Origin of the sequence: Faecalibacterium sp. BIOML-A4 (assembly GCF_009679665.1) — a bacterium.
GTDB classification, from domain to species: Bacteria; Bacillota; Clostridia; order Oscillospirales; family Ruminococcaceae; genus Faecalibacterium; species Faecalibacterium taiwanense.
Map to the genome: position 1 here is coordinate 1 of NZ_WKZG01000023.1, position 16,753 is coordinate 16,753.

General features: G+C 57.8%; 18 protein-coding genes. 8 read left to right on the forward strand and 10 right to left on the reverse strand.

Annotation, left to right across the window (positions count from 1 at the left end):
- Positions 1 to 464 precede the first annotated feature (464 nt).
- Positions 465 to 1,220 (forward strand): type I 3-dehydroquinate dehydratase, encoded by a 756-nt coding sequence (gene aroD, locus GKG34_RS13895; RefSeq protein ID WP_005937601.1) that lies wholly within the window; start codon positions 465 to 467, stop codon positions 1,218 to 1,220.
- A gap of 18 nt (positions 1,221 to 1,238) precedes the next feature.
- On the forward strand, positions 1,239 to 1,523 hold the full coding sequence (locus GKG34_RS13900) for a hypothetical protein (RefSeq protein WP_005937604.1): 285 nt from the start codon (positions 1,239 to 1,241) through the stop codon (positions 1,521 to 1,523).
- A gap of 68 nt (positions 1,524 to 1,591) precedes the next feature.
- Here GKG34_RS13900 and GKG34_RS13905 read toward each other — a convergent pair whose 3' ends face one another.
- The 8 genes from GKG34_RS13905 to GKG34_RS13940 all read right to left on the reverse strand — a co-directional run bounded on the left by GKG34_RS13905 (position 1,592) and on the right by GKG34_RS13940 (position 10,653).
- Positions 1,592 to 2,803, reverse strand: coding sequence for an NADP-dependent isocitrate dehydrogenase (locus GKG34_RS13905; RefSeq protein ID WP_005937607.1), 1,212 nt, complete (start codon positions 2,801 to 2,803; stop codon positions 1,592 to 1,594).
- An 84-nt stretch (positions 2,804 to 2,887) separates the two neighbouring features.
- Positions 2,888 to 4,075 carry a pyridoxal phosphate-dependent aminotransferase gene (locus GKG34_RS13910; protein WP_005937610.1) on the reverse strand — a complete coding sequence of 396 codons (1,188 nt, stop codon included), beginning with the start codon at positions 4,073 to 4,075 and terminating at the stop codon, positions 2,888 to 2,890.
- Between the two features lie 19 nt (positions 4,076 to 4,094).
- On the reverse strand, positions 4,095 to 5,276 hold the full coding sequence (locus GKG34_RS13915) for a cation diffusion facilitator family transporter (RefSeq protein WP_005937613.1): 1,182 nt from the start codon (positions 5,274 to 5,276) through the stop codon (positions 4,095 to 4,097).
- A gap of 183 nt (positions 5,277 to 5,459) precedes the next feature.
- The gene (ptsP, locus tag GKG34_RS13920; protein WP_005937616.1) at positions 5,460 to 7,100 is read right to left on the reverse strand and encodes a phosphoenolpyruvate--protein phosphotransferase; all 1,641 of its coding nucleotides are present in this window, start codon (positions 7,098 to 7,100) and stop codon (positions 5,460 to 5,462) included.
- A 106-nt stretch (positions 7,101 to 7,206) separates the two neighbouring features.
- Positions 7,207 to 7,470 carry an HPr family phosphocarrier protein gene (locus GKG34_RS13925; RefSeq protein ID WP_005937619.1) on the reverse strand — a complete coding sequence of 88 codons (264 nt, stop codon included), beginning with the start codon at positions 7,468 to 7,470 and terminating at the stop codon, positions 7,207 to 7,209.
- A 293-nt stretch (positions 7,471 to 7,763) separates the two neighbouring features.
- The gene (locus GKG34_RS13930; RefSeq protein ID WP_005937622.1) at positions 7,764 to 8,486 is read right to left on the reverse strand and encodes a DUF4830 domain-containing protein; all 723 of its coding nucleotides are present in this window, start codon (positions 8,484 to 8,486) and stop codon (positions 7,764 to 7,766) included.
- 107 nt (positions 8,487 to 8,593) lie between these two features.
- Positions 8,594 to 9,436 (reverse strand): HAD family hydrolase, encoded by an 843-nt coding sequence (locus GKG34_RS13935; RefSeq protein ID WP_154256581.1) that lies wholly within the window; start codon positions 9,434 to 9,436, stop codon positions 8,594 to 8,596.
- Positions 9,437 to 9,450: 14 nt separating this feature from the next.
- A complete protein-coding gene (locus GKG34_RS13940; protein WP_243139277.1) occupies positions 9,451 to 10,653 on the reverse strand; it encodes a GH25 family lysozyme in 1,203 nt (400 codons plus the stop codon).
- 342 nt (positions 10,654 to 10,995) lie between these two features.
- Between GKG34_RS13940 and GKG34_RS13945 the strand changes: the two genes are divergently transcribed.
- Positions 10,996 to 12,054, forward strand: a complete 1,059-nt coding sequence (locus GKG34_RS13945) for a PTS sugar transporter subunit IIC (protein ID WP_097776987.1) — start codon at positions 10,996 to 10,998, stop codon at positions 12,052 to 12,054.
- A gap of 116 nt (positions 12,055 to 12,170) precedes the next feature.
- Here GKG34_RS13945 and GKG34_RS13950 read toward each other — a convergent pair whose 3' ends face one another.
- Both GKG34_RS13950 and GKG34_RS13955 read right to left on the reverse strand, forming a co-directional pair.
- Positions 12,171 to 12,680 (reverse strand): 8-oxo-dGTP diphosphatase, encoded by a 510-nt coding sequence (locus tag GKG34_RS13950; RefSeq protein ID WP_044953245.1) that lies wholly within the window; start codon positions 12,678 to 12,680, stop codon positions 12,171 to 12,173.
- 164 nt (positions 12,681 to 12,844) lie between these two features.
- Positions 12,845 to 13,438 carry an RICIN domain-containing protein gene (locus GKG34_RS13955; RefSeq protein ID WP_097781238.1) on the reverse strand — a complete coding sequence of 198 codons (594 nt, stop codon included), beginning with the start codon at positions 13,436 to 13,438 and terminating at the stop codon, positions 12,845 to 12,847.
- Between the two features lie 224 nt (positions 13,439 to 13,662).
- Here GKG34_RS13955 and GKG34_RS13960 point away from each other — a divergent pair, with 224 nt between their 5' ends.
- The 5 genes from GKG34_RS13960 to GKG34_RS13980 all read left to right on the forward strand — a co-directional run bounded on the left by GKG34_RS13960 (position 13,663) and on the right by GKG34_RS13980 (position 16,701).
- The gene (locus GKG34_RS13960; RefSeq protein WP_154256585.1) at positions 13,663 to 14,184 is read left to right on the forward strand and encodes a nitroreductase; all 522 of its coding nucleotides are present in this window, start codon (positions 13,663 to 13,665) and stop codon (positions 14,182 to 14,184) included.
- An 8-nt stretch (positions 14,185 to 14,192) separates the two neighbouring features.
- Positions 14,193 to 14,687, forward strand: coding sequence for a GNAT family N-acetyltransferase (locus tag GKG34_RS13965; protein ID WP_097776984.1), 495 nt, complete (start codon positions 14,193 to 14,195; stop codon positions 14,685 to 14,687).
- 102 nt (positions 14,688 to 14,789) lie between these two features.
- Positions 14,790 to 15,089 (forward strand): YerC/YecD family TrpR-related protein, encoded by a 300-nt coding sequence (locus GKG34_RS13970; RefSeq protein WP_005937644.1) that lies wholly within the window; start codon positions 14,790 to 14,792, stop codon positions 15,087 to 15,089.
- Positions 15,090 to 15,250: 161 nt separating this feature from the next.
- Positions 15,251 to 15,802, forward strand: a complete 552-nt coding sequence (locus tag GKG34_RS13975) for a DJ-1 family glyoxalase III (protein WP_097774274.1) — start codon at positions 15,251 to 15,253, stop codon at positions 15,800 to 15,802.
- Between the two features lie 14 nt (positions 15,803 to 15,816).
- Entirely contained in the window at positions 15,817 to 16,701 is an 885-nt protein-coding gene (locus tag GKG34_RS13980; RefSeq protein ID WP_154256587.1) for a fumarylacetoacetate hydrolase family protein, read from the forward strand.
- Positions 16,702 to 16,753 lie beyond the last annotated feature (52 nt).

A 16,753-nucleotide genomic window follows, 5' to 3' on the forward strand; every position in this document is an offset into this window, starting at 1 on the left:
TTTTGTCAAGCCTTATTTTTTAGAAGCTTTTGAACTTTCTGAACTTGGACATCCAAGAAGTTTCTCAGAACAAACTGTGAGCTTGTCGGGGTGAGCCCCCTCCATCTTGCTGTCGCAAGACCGCTCTGTTTGCTTGAACGCCCCACTGGGGCGATTCATTGCTTTCGCAACCGCAAAACTTTTCAGCGTCTATTGGTTCTTTTCAAGGGCTTCCTGCTGAGGCTTCGGAAGTCATTCTTTTGCCTCAGCGCTTGGCGCTCAAGTATAATACCACACCCCCGCCTCCTTGTCAACACTTTTTGACAGATTTTTTCCAATTTCTTTGCAGAATAAAGGATCTCCCTGTTTTTCACCCGTTACAGGACGTGCCTTTTTCTTGACAAGGCGGCGGGCAGAACGTATTATGGAGTCATCCCCGTATCCTGTATAAGGTAGCTATACTTATTACATAAAGGAGAAGCGCCATGTCCTGTGTCAACATCCGCGACTGCTGCATCGGCGAGGGCCGCCCCAAAGTTATTATTCCTATTGTAGAGCCCACGGAAACCGCCGTTCTGGAAAAGGCCGCCGAGTTTTCCACATTGCGCGCCGATTGTGTGGAATGGCGCATCGATTGCTTTAAAGGTGCAAAAGACTATCCGGCCATTGTGCACTGTGCCGCAAAGCTTCGCGTTGTCTTGAAGGATCAGCTGCTTCTTTTCACCTTCCGCACAAAGGCCGAGGGCGGCAAAGTCGCTCTGGCCCACGAAGAGTATCTTCATTTTATCCGCACCGTTCTTGCCACCGACTGCGCCGATCTGATTGACATTGAATTTTTCACTGCGGGCGCAGAGCTTCCCGCGCTGATCGAAGAGGCCCACACCGCCGGGGCTGCAGTGGTGTGTTCCAGCCACGACTTCCATAAAACGCCGCTGCGCGCCGAACTGGTGAGCCGCATGGTTGCCATGCAGCAGGCCGGGGCTGATCTGCCCAAACTGGCTGTGATGCCCCAGAGCCGTGCCGATGTGCTGGAGCTTCTGGCTGCCACCGCTGAAATGGCCGACCGGCATCCGGAGACTCCCATCATTACCATGAGCATGGGAGCTCTGGGCGCGGTGAGCCGCCTTTCCGGCGAAGCCCTTGGCTCCGCCATGACCTTTGCCAATCCCGGACAGGCCAGTGCACCGGGCCAGGTATCGTTGGAGGTCGTAAACGAAGTATTGGATGCACTGCATTTATAAATCCAGAAAGGAGCTTTTATGAAAAAGAAGTATTCTGCTCTCCCAGAACTTCTTTTGCGAAGTATTTTTTACACGCTTATCAATTATGTGCTTCTCAGCATGGTGCTGTCTTTTCGGCTTCATTGGAGTTCCATTCTGTTTTCTGCTGCCATGCTGTGGTTTGCTTTGGATTATTCAAAGACTATCCAGCAGTTGACCGGCAAACGGCTTCTCGCAGACCTTTTGTGGCTTGGCTGCATTCTTATCAGCACATTTATTGCATTCTTTGTCGGGTACATTCAAGGCTCGTTCGCATCATTTTAACAAAAAAGACCGGAGCTGTAGGTCGCACTTACAGTTCCGGTCTTTCTTTTTATGTCACAAAGAGATGATTATGCCAGCTTGGCTTCCAGACGGGTGCGGATGGCCTTGATAAAGCCCTCGCTGTCCACAGCGGTGGGAGTGATGCCCTCAGCCAGACCGCACAGGTCTTTCGTCATGATGCCGTCGTTCAGGGTCTGCAGGCTGGCGGCTTCCAGTGCCTCGCCAAACTTCACCAGCTCCGGCAGGCCATCCAGTTCACCGCGCTTCTTGAACGCGCCAGACCACGCAAAGATGGTAGCCATGGGGTTGGTGGAGGTTTTTTCGCCCTTCAGATACTTATAGTAATGGCGGGTGACGGTGCCGTGGGCGGCTTCGAACTCGTACTTGCCGTCCGGGCTGACCAGCACGCTGGTCATCATGGCCAGAGAGCCAAAGGCGGTGGAGACCATATCGCTCATCACGTCACCGTCGTAGTTCTTGCAGGCCCAGACAAAGCCGCCCTCGCTGCGAATGACGCGGGCAACGATATCGTCAATGAGGCTGTAGAAGTAGGTGATGCCTGCGGCCTCGAACTTTGCCTTATACTCGGCATCGTACACTTCCTGGAAGATATCCTTGAAGGTGTGGTCGTACTTCTTGGAGATGGTATCCTTTGCGCCGAACCACAGATCCTGCTTCACATCCAGTGCGTAGTTGAAGCAGCTGCGGGCAAAGCTGCGGATGGAATCATCCTTGTTGTACTGGCCCTGCAGAACGCCAGCGCCCTCAAAGTCAAAGACGGTGGCGCGCTGCTCAGAGCCATCGGCACCGGTGAACACCAGTTCAGCCTTGCCTGCACCCGGGATGCGGAACTCAGTGCACTTGTACACATCGCCGTAGGCGTGGCGGGCAATGGTGATGGGCTTTTTCCAGTTCTTGACCACCGGCTTGATGCTGTCGATCATGATGGGTGCGCGGAACACAGTGCCGTCCAGCACCGCACGGATGGTGCCGTTGGGGCTTTTCCACATCTCATGCAGCTTATACTCGTCCATGCGCTGGGCATTGGGAGTGATGGTGGCGCACTTGACCGAAACGCCGTACTTCTTGTTGGCAAGGGCGGCATCCATGGTCACCTTGTCGGCGGTAGCGTCGCGGTTGGGCAGGCCCAGATCGTAATATTCGGTCTTGAGGTCCACAAACGGAAGGATCAGTTCGTCCTTGATCATCTTCCACAGAATGCGGGTCATTTCGTCGCCGTCCATCTCGACGAGGGGTGTGGTCATTTTAATCTTTTCCATAGCAGGGTTCCCTTTCCTCTCTTTGGATCGTTTCTCCAGCCGCGCTGCACTGCCAGATGCCGCGCGGGCAGTTCGGCAGAATGTTTATTTGCAGTAAGCGGCTGCCAGCTTTTCAAGGGCCGGCAGGCTGCGCTTGACCTTTTCGGTATCGATGCAGTAGGCAAGGCGCACATAGCCCTTGACACCGAAGCTGTCGCTGGGCACCAGCAGCAGGTCAAACTCCCGGGCCTTCATGCAGAAAGCGTTGGCATCCTCTTCCAGAGCCTTGGGGAAGATGTAGAAGGTACCGCCGGGGCGCTCCACCTCAAAACCCAGCGCGGTGAGCTTATCGTACAGCAGGTTCATGTTGGTCTCATACACACTCAGATCACTGGTCACATCCTGACAGCGGCTTACGGCCCGCTGGATGATGCTGGGCGGGCAGTTGTGGCCGGTGAAGCGGGAGATCTGGGCCATCATGTCCACCAGCACATCCTCGCCCTCACAGCCCGGACGCACCGCCACATAGCCAAGACGCTCGCCGGGCAGGCTCAGGCTCTTGGAGTAGGAAAAGCAGGTGAGAGTGTGGGGGTAGAACGCCGCCGGGTAGGGCACCTTTTTGCCGTCGAATGCGATATCCCGGTAGGGCTCATCGCTGACGAGGAAGATATTGTGGCCGAACGCCTTGCTCTTTTCGGTCAGGATCTCTGCCATGCGGGTGAGCGTCCCGGCAGAGTAGACCACGCCGGTGGGGTTGTTGGGGGTGTTGATGAGCACACAGGTGGTCTTTTCGCCGATCATCTGCTCGAATGCGTCCAGATTGGGCTGGAAGGTCGGTGTCTGCGGCGGCACCACCTTGAGGACCGCCCCGGTGCCCGCCACATAGGGGCCGTACTCCGGGAAGTAGGGCGCAAAGGTGAGCACCTCGTCGCCGGGCTGCGTGACCGCACGGATGGCATGGGCAATGGCACCCGCCGCACCGGTGGTGGGGAAGATGTGCTTCTGCTCATAGGGCAGGCCAAAGGTCTTTGTCAGGTGCGCTGCCACATCGGTGCGGAAGCCCGGGTCACCCTGACTGGGGCAGTAGCCGTGCAGATTTACCGGCTCTTCGTTGGCCAGCAGAGCCTGCATAGCGGCAGTGAACTCCTGCGGGCAGGGCACGCTGGGGTTGCCCAGCGAGTAATCGAACACGTTCTCATATCCGATCTCGGCAGCACGCTGCTTGCCGTACATGAAGGTCTCGCGGATGACGCTCTTATTGCCGAGCATCGCGCGATAAGTCTCGTTCAGCATAATACTTTCCCCCGAGAGTTTATTTGTGGGCAGCCGTATAGCTCTGCTCCACCTTGATGATGCAGCTGTAGGCTGTATCCTGTTCCTTGATGAACTGTTCCAGCTGTTCCAGCAGCTCTACCTTATCCCCTGCATAGCCTGCCGGCAGCACCAGATCGAACAGCACGTTGGTGTGGGTCCTGCCCGGCACGATGCGCAGATCGTGCAGCGAAAGGGCCGGGTCGAGCTGGCGCAGCTTTTCGGTCAGGCGGGCGCGCAGCACGCCCACGGCAGCATCCGAGGTAACGATGGGGTCGTAGTGGATGGTAACCAAAAGCCGGTCATTCTTTAGAAAATCCCGTTCAATGTTGTCGATCAGGTCGTGTGCCTCCAGCGGGTCCTGCTCGGCAGGCAGTTCCACATGCAGGGAGGCGAACTGGTGTCCCGGGCCGTAGTCGTGCACCATCAGATCGTGCATTCCCAGCACGCCGGGATAAGAGAGCACCTTCTGCTCGATGTGGTCCACCAGATCCTCGCTGGGGCTTTCGCCCAGCAGCGGGCTGAGCGTATCCATCACAAGACCCCAGCCGGAGATCAGGATGAACGCCGCCACGCCTACGCCCATCAGGCCATCCAGCACATCCCAGCCGGTCACGCGGCACAGCACCGCTGCAATGAGCACCGCGCTGGTGCTCAGCACATCGTTGCGGCTGTCCGCAGCAGTGGCAATGAGGGTCTCGGAGCCGATGATACGCCCGATGGTGCGGTTGAAGCCGCTCATCCACAGCTTGACGAGGATGGATGCGATCAGCACGGCCACCGTCAGCCAGCTGAACATCACCGGGGTGGGGTGCAGCACCTTGACCACAGATTCCTTCAGCAGCGAAAAGCCGATGCCGAGAATGGTCACGCTGACTACCAGCCCCGCCAGATATTCATACCGGGCATGGCCGAAGGGATGCTCTGCGTCCGGGGCCTTGCCGGCCAGCTTGAAGCCCACCAGACTGACCACGTTGGACGAGGCATCCGACAGGTTGTTCAGGGCATCTGCCATGATGGCAATGGAGCCGAACAGAGTGCCCACGGTCAGCTTGCCCAGACACAGCAGCAGGTTGCATGCCACGCCCACCCAGCAGGCAAGGTTGCCGTAGGCGGCGCGCACCTTAGGGTCCTGCGCATGGTCGGGCTGGCGGATGAAAAGACGAATCAAAAACTGAGTCATAACGGTCCTCCATGGGCAGCGCTGGACACCTGCATACCCTGTCATCGCTTATAGTATAGCATTTCGCTTTATCGTTTTAAAGTATTTTCCGAAAACTTTTGCCCGGTATAGAAAAGCCCCGGCAGAGCGGGATGCCCTGCCGGGGAGCTTTATGGGAACGGTAAACCGGGATTCTCGGATGAATTACTTCTCAGAAGGCTTGCTCAGGTCCACGCTGCGGATGATCTTGCGCACCGGCAGGATGCTCTTGGCATTCATGGACAGCTCGTCCACACCCATGCGCAGGAAGGTCTCGGTGAGGGCGGTGTCGGCACCCAGCTCACCGCAGATGCCCACCCAGATGCCGTGGCGGTGGCCCGCCTCAATGGTCATCTTGATGGCGCGCAGCACAGCGGGATGGTGCGGGTTGAAGAACGGCTCCAGCTTTGCATTCTGGCGGTCCAGCGCACAGGTGTACTGGGTCAGGTCGTTGGTGCCGATGGAGAAGAAGTCGCACTCGGCAGCCAGCTCGTCCGCGATCAGCACAGCGGCGGGGGTCTCGATCATGGTGCCTACCTCGATGTTCTGGCCCATCTTCACGCCCTCGGCGGTCAGCTCTGCACGGCACTCTTCCAGAACAGCCTTGGCATCCTGCAGCTCCCGCAGGCTGGTGATCATGGGGAACATGATGCTCATGTTGCCGTAGGCAGAAGCACGCAGCAGAGCGCGCAGCTGGGTCTTGAAGAAGTCCCTGCGGGTCAGGCAGATGCGGATGGCGCGGTAGCCCAGAGCGGGGTTCTCCTCGTGATCCAGCTTCATGTAATCGACGGTCTTATCGGCACCGATGTCGCAGGTACGGACGACCACCTTGCGGGGAGCCAGACTCTCCACCACCTGCTTGTAGGCCTCGAACTGGTAGTCCTCGGTGGGGAAGTCCTTGCAGTTCAGATAGACGAACTCGGTGCGGAACAGGCCTACGCCGCCGGCATCGTTCTGCTGCACAGCACCCACATCGCTCATGCCGCCGATGTTGGCAAAGACATTGATGGTCTTGCCGTCCAACGTGGTGTTGGGCTTGCCCTTCAGCTCCTGCAGCAGGGCCTGCTTCTTCTGATCTTCCTGCTGGCGCTTCTTCAGGCTCTTGAGCAGGTCGGGGGTGGGTTCAACGTAAACGCAGGCGTTGTAGCCATCGATGACCGCCATCTTGCCGTCCCAGTCGTCCTGAATATCCTTGCACTGGATCAGGGCAGGGATGTTCATGCTGCGGGCCAGAATGGCGGTGTGGCTGTTGGAGCTGCCCTCACGGGTGATAAAGCCCAGCAGCAGGCTCTTATCCATGCGGACGGTCTCAGACGGGGCCAGATCCTCCGCGACCAGAATGCTGGGCTCGGTGCCCTGCAGGCTGGCGTTGTCCACCCCCTGCAGGATGTCCAGAATGGCCTGTGCGATATCGATGACATCTGCACTGCGGGCCTGCAGATACGGGTCATCCATGGCGGCGAACACCGCAGCCTGATTGTTGCCTGCCGTCTTGACGGCGTACTCGGCACACTTTTTCTGGCCGTTGATGATCTCCTTGATGGCATCCACAAAGTCGTCGTCTTCCAGCATCATGGCGTGGATGTTGAACACCTCGGCGATGTCCTCGCCAGCCTCTGCCAGTGCCTTTTCATACAGCGCAGTCTGCTGCTCAATGGCCTTCTGCTGCGCTTCTTCAAAACGCGCCACTTCCGCTGCGGTATCCGCTACCTCTGCGGCAGAAATGGCAGTATCCTTTTTCTTGTAGATCTTGAGCTTGCCGATGGCGATGCCATTCAGGACGCTCTTACCGGTGCCTACCTGCATTGCACACTACTCCTTCTTCATCTGTGCCGGGGCCGCACTGGTCCGACAGTCCAAAAAAAGCCCCCGCAGCTCACCCGCGAGGGCCTTCCTCATCTTAACTGCGGAATCAGACGTTCTCGGTCAGGAACTTCTGGATGGCTGCTGCAGCAGCTTCCTCGTCGTCGCCCTCAACCTTGACGGTAACGGTCTCACCCTGCTTTACACCCATGCCCATCAGAGCCATCAGCTTGCGCATATCGCAGCTCTTGCCGTCCTTTTCCAGGGTAGCGCTGCTGGCAAAGCCCTTGACGGTCTTGACGAGCAGGCCGGCGGGACGAGCGTGGATGCCGCATGCATCCTTAACGGTATACTGGAATTCCTTCATAATCATTTTCTCCTTACTTGATCCCGTGCGGCGCTTCTGCACTTGCACCAGACGCGGCCGAGCCGCGGCACGGTTGATACATCTATTATAAACCCTTGCCGGTAATTTTTCACCATTTCATATTGCTAATTTTTTATGCAAAATTTTGGTACAATTGAACATACAAATGTGACAAAAATGCACGCATTTCACTTTTTCTTCTGCTTGTGCGCAAATTTTAGGCAAATTGCGACCTGGTTTTGCATCAAAACCCGAAGCTGTTCCCGGTCGTTTCCGGCTTTGGCAGGTCGTTCCGGTGCTTATTCCACCGGATATCCCTCGGCATCCAGCGGCAGTTCCGTATAAGGCACAGCCTGCGGCACGGCATCCGGCTCACCGGAGGTCTGCTGGGCGGTCAATTCCTCGTCATGGCGTTCGCCCCAATCGCCGCTGTAGTCCTCGCCGGAGGTCTGCTGTGCCGGTTCGCTGCCGGTCAGCTCTTCGTCGTGGCGCTCACCCCAGTCGCCCTCGTAGTCCTCGCCGGAAGTCTGCTTTGCCTCAGCTTCCGCCATGGCGGCCTGCATGTCTTTCAGGCCCACCACAACGCCGGAGGGCCGTTCCAGCAGGTAAGCTCCCACGGCCTTTTTGCGGTACACCAACAGCACGCCGTAGCGGCTGGTCTCGCCACTGCTTGCCGCCGGGATCAGCGCCGTCCATTTTTCCACGGTCTTGCCCTTGTAGCGTGCAAGGTCCATGCCGCTCTGCTGCACCACCCCGTTGAAGGCCGAAAAGCTGTCATCCCACTTGCGGGGGATCTTAACCTTGTCTGCCGTGATGGATGCGCCGTCCACATCCAGACCGTAGCCGGTGAACCATGTCTGGATGTCCTGTGCACTCTCAATTTTGTTCACCGCCGCCGAGACCGCAACGGTGCGGTTGCTGATGAACCGGCCCAGCAGAGCACTGCCCACCACCAGTGCGCAGCACATGGCACCCAGACCCAGTTTTTTCAGGCTCGTTTTGCTCAGTGTAACTACAAACATATCCCCATGCCTCCCCAGCCTGTTTATTGCTCTGAGAACAATTTATTCAGCACAGCTGGGGTGTATGACAAAAGGGCAGGTAAAACCTGCCCTTTTGTCAATATCGATCAATGTGCTTTTGTAAAATCTTCCGAGCTTACTTCGCCGTTCTGGCGGAGCACCTGTTTCAGCACCTGCATCACGCCGTATTCCCGGTGGGACGGTGCCAGAAACGGCACCTGCGCCCGCAGCGGTCCGCTGCCGTTCTCCATCAAAAAGCCGTACTTCGCGGTGGTGAGCATCTCGGCATCGTTGTAGGTGTCACCAAAGGCCATCATGCTGTCGGCCGGAATGCCCAGCAGTGCACCCACCTTTGCCAGTGCTGCACCCTTGTGCACACCTGGGTTCATCACATCCACCCAGTTTCTGCCTGCCACTGCCACCGAGAATGCACCGCCATTTCCGGTGTGGAAGGCGCCGTAGATCCGGTCGAAGGCTTTCTGCGAGTCGTCGTTGGGCAGATAGACGGTAAACTTATCCGCCGCCGCTTCCACCGCAGTCAGGTCATCCACGTATTCCACCCGGGTATAAAAATTCTTGAAAACTTTATCGTATTTCTCGTCCTGCTTTTCCGCGTAGGCCGCCTGCAGTCCGCACAAAAGGCCCACGTCTCCGGCCTGCTTCGTGCTGCGGGCCAGCTGCCGCCAGCCATCGGCAGGCATTTCGGACACAAACAGGTCTTTTCCCTTCCAGCGGGCAGCGCCGCCGTTGTCGCCAATGAGAATGATCTCCTCCAGCAGATCGGGGAACATCGTTTCCAGTGTGTACAGAGGCCGCCCGCTGGCGGCGGCAAACAAGATGCCCTGCCCGGCCAGTGCACGGATGGTCTCGGTAAACTTTGGCGGCAACTGGCTGTACTCGTCCAGAAGGGTCGCGTCCATGTCCGATGCGATCAGGCGAATGCGGTCCATTGCAGTTTCCTCACTTATCCGATGTAGCTGATGTTCACGTCCATATCGCCCTTATAGCCGGGCAGGCGTGCCGTGCAGGTGCCCTGCCACAGGGCGCAGTCGATGGGGCTGCTGGCAACACCATAATGTGCGTTCCAGATGGTATATTTTTTCAGTCTGTTCAGATCGACACGCTTGCGGTACCACAGGGTAGAGGCATACACACCGGGTTTGTAGCCCTGTGCCTTGACCTCCTCACAGAAGGCGATGGCGCACTTGGTGCGGTCCTCCATACCCAGACCGTCGGCGCGGCCGGAACCATTGGAAGCGCCGGATGCTTCGGTGTCAAAGAAGATGGGGTAATCCAGCTTGCGTCCGTTCAGTACGTAGGCGCAGGCAAAGGCTTCCTCCTTGGCTTCCTCCTCGGTGGTAGCCTGACTGAAGAAATACACGCCCACCTTCAGGCCCGCATTCTTCACATTGGTGAAATGCTCCTCGAACATGGGGTCCAGCACCAGCGTGCCGGAAGCACCATAGCCGCGGTAGCCGATGCGGACGATCACAAAGCTCACGCCTGCCTTTTTGATCTGTTTCCAGTCGATGTTCTTCTGATACTTGGAAACATCCACACCAAAGGTCTTGCCATTTTCCAGCACACCGTCCGCATTGAAGTAATAGAGTTTATTGTCGATGCACTGGATGCCCACCACCGGCTTGTTGGTGGTCTGGCTGTAGTAGTAGGTCTTGCCGCCGGAGGTACGCCAGCCGGAGTAGGCCGGCTCCGGCTGGGACTCGTCTTTGCCCAGCCAGCCGAACAGGAAATTGAGCAGCCAGCTGAAAAATCCGTTCTCATCGCTCAGGTCGATGCACTGGGCCTCGGCGGCATCCATGGCACCTGCATCCAGCGCGGCACGGATCTCTTCCGGTGTCAGCACCACGCTGTTTTCCGGCGTGTGCTGGTTCGTGCTGTTCTCCTCCGCTTCGGTGGCCTGTACAGGCGGTGCTTCCGGGTCCTGTGCAGCAAGCTCCGGGGTCTCCGTCTGCAGGGTGGGCATTGCCGTTTCCTGCTGTGCAGAAACAGTCTCGGTCACTGCCGCGGTACTTTCTTCCGGCTGTGCAGCCAGTGCCAGCGGTGCGCCCATTGAAAAGGTCATTGCCAATGCCAGAACTGCCGCTGCACACCGCGTTTTGCTGCGGGTGCCGCGGGCAGTCAGTTTATTCCAGAATGTTTTTTTCATGCTGTGCTCCAAACCTCATGCATTTTTATCGGGATGCCGCCCTTCGCAAAAAGGGCAGCGTTTCATTTTCTCAATACTCTTTCAGTATACACCCGCGGGCAAGCCCCCGTCAATTGCCGCACACTGCAAAGCGCAGCTCCGAAAAGCTGCCGCCCCGGTATCAGAAAATGCTCCAAAACAGATACGTCTCAGCCCGCAAAAACATTGCACAAAGCCAAAAATTGCAGATATTTCCAGCAAAATCAGCATTTTGTCTTGTTGTCTTGACATGTGTATGGTATTATACTTGACATGCAGTTTTTGCATTGAATCCACCATCTTGAAACAGAAAGGCAGTTTCTCATGTCAAATGTGAAAGATTTCTTAAAACGCAAGGATATCGTCATCACCCCGCAGCGCTATCTCATTGAAGCGCTGGGTGCCATGGCGCAGGGCCTGTTTGCCAGCCTGCTGATCGGCACCATCATCAAGACGCTGGGCCAGCAGACCGGCCTTGACGTACTGGTAGACCTTGGCGGCTATGCCACGGCCATGAGCGGCCCGGCCATGGCCTGCGCCATTGGCTGGGCACTGCACTGCCCGCCGCTGGTGCTGTTCAGCCTGATCACCGTAGGCTACTCGGCCAATGCTCTGGGCGGCGCAGGCGGCCCGCTGGCCGTGCTCATCATTGCCATCGTAGCTTCCGAGCTGGGCAAGGCCGTGAGCAAGGAGACCCGCGTGGACATCCTCGTGACCCCGCTGGTGACCATTTTTTCCGGCGTGGGCCTTTCCATGCTGATCGCCGCACCCATTGGCGCTGCCGCAAGTCAGGTGGGCACCCTGATCATGTGGGCCACCGAACAGGCTCCGCTGGTCATGGGCATTCTGGTATCCGTCATTGTGGGCGTGGCGCTGACCCTGCCCATTTCCTCTGCCGCCATCTGCGCCGCGCTGGGTCTGACCGGCCTTGCCGGCGGTGCCGCCGTGGCAGGCTGCTGCGCCCAGATGATCGGCTTTGCCGTGATGAGCTACAAGGAGAACGGCGTGGGCGGTCTGGTCAGTCAGGGCCTTGGCACCAGCATGCTGCAGATGGGCAACATCGTCAAGAACCCCCGTATCTGGATCGCGCCCACACTGGCCAGTGCCATCACCGGCCCGCTGGCCACCTGTGTGTTCCACTTTGAGATGAACGGTGCCGCTGTCTCTTCCGGCATGGGCACCTGCGGTCTGGTGGGCCAGATCGGCGTGTACACCGGCTGGGTCAGCGACATTGCCGCCGGTACCAAAGCCGCCATCACCCCGGTGGACTGGGCTGCCATGGTGCTGCTGTGCTTTGTTCTGCCCGCCGTGCTGAGCGTGATCTTCTGCGAGATCGAGCGCAAGCTGGGCTGGATCAAAGAGGGCGACCTGAAGCTGAACTGATTTTTAAGCGGAAAATTCTTTTTGCTTTTTGATAGAGCAAATCCCGGCAGGCTGCGGTCTGCCGGGATTTGTCTTTTCACGGTTAAACACGTGACGACGCTCTGCACAGGAAGCGCTCAAACGATTCGTTTTCCGTCCAGCACTGCCTGCGTGAGGGTGTCGCCTTCATACACCAGCTTGAGGGAGAAATAAGGCCGTTCCTCATTCAGCAGCCGGAAGAAGATTTTGTCGCCCTCCCAGATGGGCAGTTCAGCCGCCTTATCCTTCGGCACCCATTCCAGCACGCCTTCCCTGCAGGCATCGCCCTGCACCATCTCGCCCGTCCATTCATCAGCGGTGTACAGGTGGATGAACTCGGTCATGTTGCCCCAAATAAAGGTCAGCAGACCCCGGGCGCGGAAGCGCTTCAGCGTCAGGCCGGTCTCCTCCTTCACTTCCCGCAGCAGGCAGTCCTCCGGGCTTTCAAACCGCTCAAACTTTCCGCCTACACCGATCCATTTGTCGTGGTTGTAGTCGTCCTGCTTTTTGATACGGTGCAGCATCAGGTAGGCATCGTCCCGTTCCAGATAGCACAGCGTGGTGCTGAAAATGGGAAATTCCGGGTTCATGAAGGCTCCTAGATTCATTGAGTTCTCCTTTTGATCTTGTTTTTGTGGAAAATGCCGTTTTTCGCTGCGGCCTCTCCCGTGAAAAAACACCCCCGGCAAAGCCCGCAGGCTTTGCCGGGGGTGCAAACCAAAAATAACTTTTTCCTCTGAATATGCCAGAGCAACGCGGCGGCAATTTAAAATCATTGCCCCTTCCGGCTTGCTCTTCCCTTGCCCGCATTGTTCAGCTTGCGCACAAGGTCGTTCTGATGCTTGCGCTGGCTGGGCGTGGGCTGCGGGTCTTTGGCCTCCTCAGCGCGGCGGCCGCTCTGGGCGGTGTCCGGATCGATGCGTTCCAGCGTCCACTCCTGATTGCCGCCGGCCACAAAGTTCCAGATCTGGGCCTGTGCGCCGTTGGAGGTGTTCATACCCACAAGGTCGATGTATTTATCCGCCAGCACATTGCGGATGCGGGTGCGCCCGCTGCGGGTGGGCTCCAGCGCCCAGCACTGACTCAGCCCGCTGGTGCGGTCCCACTGGTGCAGCCATGTGCCCTCCACCACACCGCCAAGGGCCAGATCCATCATCTTGCCGGTAAAGCGGTTGCAGATGCGCCAGCGGCCCTCGCCTGCATCCACGAACTGCCACTGCTGCCACGGATGGCCTGCATAGCTCCACAGCTGGATGGCCGCGCCGTTCTCGGTGTTGAAGTTCTTTACTTCCAGTACCTTTCCATTGGGGGCTTTGATGATATAAAATTCATTTTCCAGAATGACTGCCTGCGATGCCTTTGCCATAGAGCACGACTCCTTTCCAGTTTGGTAGCCCTATTATAGCGTATTTGTCCTTTGGCAGCAAGAATGCTTTTCCATAATCTTTTTACGTTTTATTGTGCATTTTGACATGATTCCCGCAACGATAACGTTTACGTGCAACAAAAGCGTTTCCTGCTGGTTTCTCTTTGCACTCCGGCCTTTGTTGTGATACAATAAAGGCACATGTTTTAAGGGAGGGAATTGCTATGACCAACGAAACCTTGGAAACCATCAAAAACCGCCGCAGCTGCCGTGCCTATAAGCCGGAGCAGATCACAAACGAAGAACTGGATGCCGTGCTGGAAGCCGGCACCTACGCCGCCAGCGCCATGGGCCGCCAGAGCGCAAAGATCGTGGTCGTGCAGGACGCTGCCGCTCGCGCCCAGCTCACCCGCATGAACGCCGCTGTCATGGGCAAGGACACCGACCCCATGTACGGCGCTCCCACTATTCTGGTGGTGCTGGCCGATGCTCACGCCGCAAATGCCGTGCAGGACGGCAGCCTTGTCATGGGCAACCTGATGCTGGCTGCAGCTTCGCTGGGGCTGGGCAGCTGCTGGATCAACCGCGCAAAGGAAGAGTTTGAAACAGAAGAGGGCAAGGCCCTGCTCCGGCAGTGGGGCATCGAGGGCGATTGGGTCGGCATCGGCCACTGCATTCTGGGCTACCCTGCTGCAGACCCCAAGCCCGCAGCACCCCGCAAGCCGGATTATATCGTAAAAGTGTAAGGAGAACTATGAAGCCTGATTACAAGCTGGTCGCCAAGGCCAAATATATCCACGCCACCGCCGACCTTGCCAGTGAACTCTGGCATGAGGTGTACAAGCGCTATTACCCCGCAAAGCAGCTGGACACCCTTGTGGAAGAGCTGCAGAGCGCCGATGCCATTGAGGAGGACATCGACAACGATGTGAACTACTTCCTCGTGGTTCTGGGCGGCAAGACCATCGGCTACTTTGCGTGGAAGATGGAGAACACCGCCCTGCATCTGATGCACCTGTACCTCAGGCCCGAATACCGCGGCAAGGCACTGGGCCGGGACATCGTGCTCTCCTGCGAGCGGCTGGCCCGCGGCGAGGGCAAGGGCCGTGTGTGGTGCACCGTGCACGCCAAGGCCCTGCCGGTGCAGCAGTTCTTCAAGGCCCTGCGCTACCGCAATTTAAAGCCCGCCGAGCAGGAAAACGGCACCGTCCCCCGGGACGAAGTGGTATTTGAGCACACGCTGGGCTAAAAAGCCGCAAATGCTATTGAAATTTCTCCCCGTTTGTACTACACTGGTGTAGTGTAATAAAGTGTCTGCCTGTGGGCGGCATCCGCAAAAAAGGAGAACAACATGGCAAAAGATCATCCTACCGGCCAGTCCGGTCTGTATCAGGCATTTTTGCAGCTCAAGACCCCGGAACAGTGCTACCGTTTTTTACAGGATGTGTGCAGCTATTCCGAGCTGAGCGCAATGGAGCAGCGCTACAACATTGCCGAAATGCTGGTGGACAAGCGCATCTACACCGAGATCATGGATAAGACCGGTGCATCCAGCGCCATCATCAGCCGGGTAAGCCGGGTGCTGAGTGCCAACGACAGCGTGTTACGCGCCTTGCTGGAAGCGGAAAAAGCTGCCGACGATCAAAACTGAACTTCCACACAAACCATGCCGCGTGCCGCCCGTGCGGTATGCGGCTTTTATCATTCAACCGGGAAGGCAGAAGTCCCCACGCCAGCGGGGTCCTTCTATCGTTTTTCCTCATGCGGTGCAGATGCGCCGTCTTCATCAGAAATCAGGGAGGTTTGATTTTTATGAGCAAAGCTGTTGTATTTTTTGCCGAGGGTACCGAGGAATGTGAAGCCCTGCTGGTGGTCGATCTGCTGCGCCGCGCCAAGGTGGAGGTGACCGTGGCCAGCGCATCCGGCAGCCGCGAGATCGTGAGCAGCCACAAGGTGCATATCACCGCCGACGCACTGGCCGAAGAGGTGGATTATTCGGATGTGGACATGGTGGTGCTGCCCGGCGGCATCCCCGGCACCCCGAACCTTGCCGCCAACAAGACCGTTACCGACACCTGCGTTTCCTTTGCAAAGAGCGGCAAAAAGGTAGCTGCCATCTGCGCAGCACCCAGCGTGCTGGCATCTCTCGGCCTGCTGGAGGGCAGAAAAGCCACGGCGCACGCCGGTTTCCAAGACAAATTGGCCGGTGCTGAGGTGCTGGATACCGAAGTGGTAGTGGACGGCAATATCACCACCAGCTACGGTCTGGGCGGTGCCATCCCCTTTGCGCTGGAGTTGGTGCGCCAGCTGGCCGGGCAGGCTGAGGCCGACCGCATCCAGAACGCCATCGCCTACCGCCACTGAGGGAGGAAACTGAAATGCGTTTTGTCACCTGCCGCCTGCCGGACGGCGTAGAAGATCCGGCCATTCTTTCGCCGGACGGCACACAGATCTGGCCGTTGAGCTGGCTGGGCCTTTCCTATGAAACCTTGTCCGATGCCATCCCCTTTCTGACCCCGCAGGTGCGGGCAGGCCTGCAGCTTGCCATTGCGGGCATCCCGGCCCTGCCCGTGGATGCCGTGCAGCTGCAAAGCCCTATTCCCTGCCCGGCGCAGGATGTGGTGTGCCTTGGCATCAACTACATGGCCCACTCGGACGAAGCGGAGAAATACTCTGCCGATGCCTTTGCAACCAAACATCAGGATGCCATTTATTTTTCCAAGCGCGTTTCCCGCGCTGTGCCGGACGGCGGCTTTATTGAAGCTCACACTGACCTTGTGCAGAAGCTGGACTACGAATGCGAACTGGCTGTGGTTCTGGGCAAAGATGCCAGGGATGTGCCCGCCGGGCAGACAAAAGACTATGTGTTCGGCTACACCATCCTGAACGACGTTTCCGCCCGCGATGTGCAGACCGCCCACAAGCAGTGGTATTTCGGCAAAAGTCTGGACGGCTTCACGCCCATCGGCCCCTGCATCGTTACCGCAGACGAATTCGACACCTACCCGCCCAAAATGGGCATCCGAAGCTTCGTCAACGGCGAAAAGCGGCAGGACTCCAACACCGGCCTGCAGATCTTTGATATCGACCATGTGATCCACGAGCTGACTCAGGGCATGACCCTGAAGGCCGGCACCATCATTGCCACCGGCACCCCGGCAGGCGTGGGCATGGGCATGGACCCGCCGCAGTTCCTGAAGCCCGGCGACACGGTGCGCTGCGAAATCGACGGCATTGGCAGCCTGACCAACACCGTGCGGTGAGCACTGGCATTTGTGCCAAATATCCGCTGCGTTTTCCGTCTGTTTGCATGAA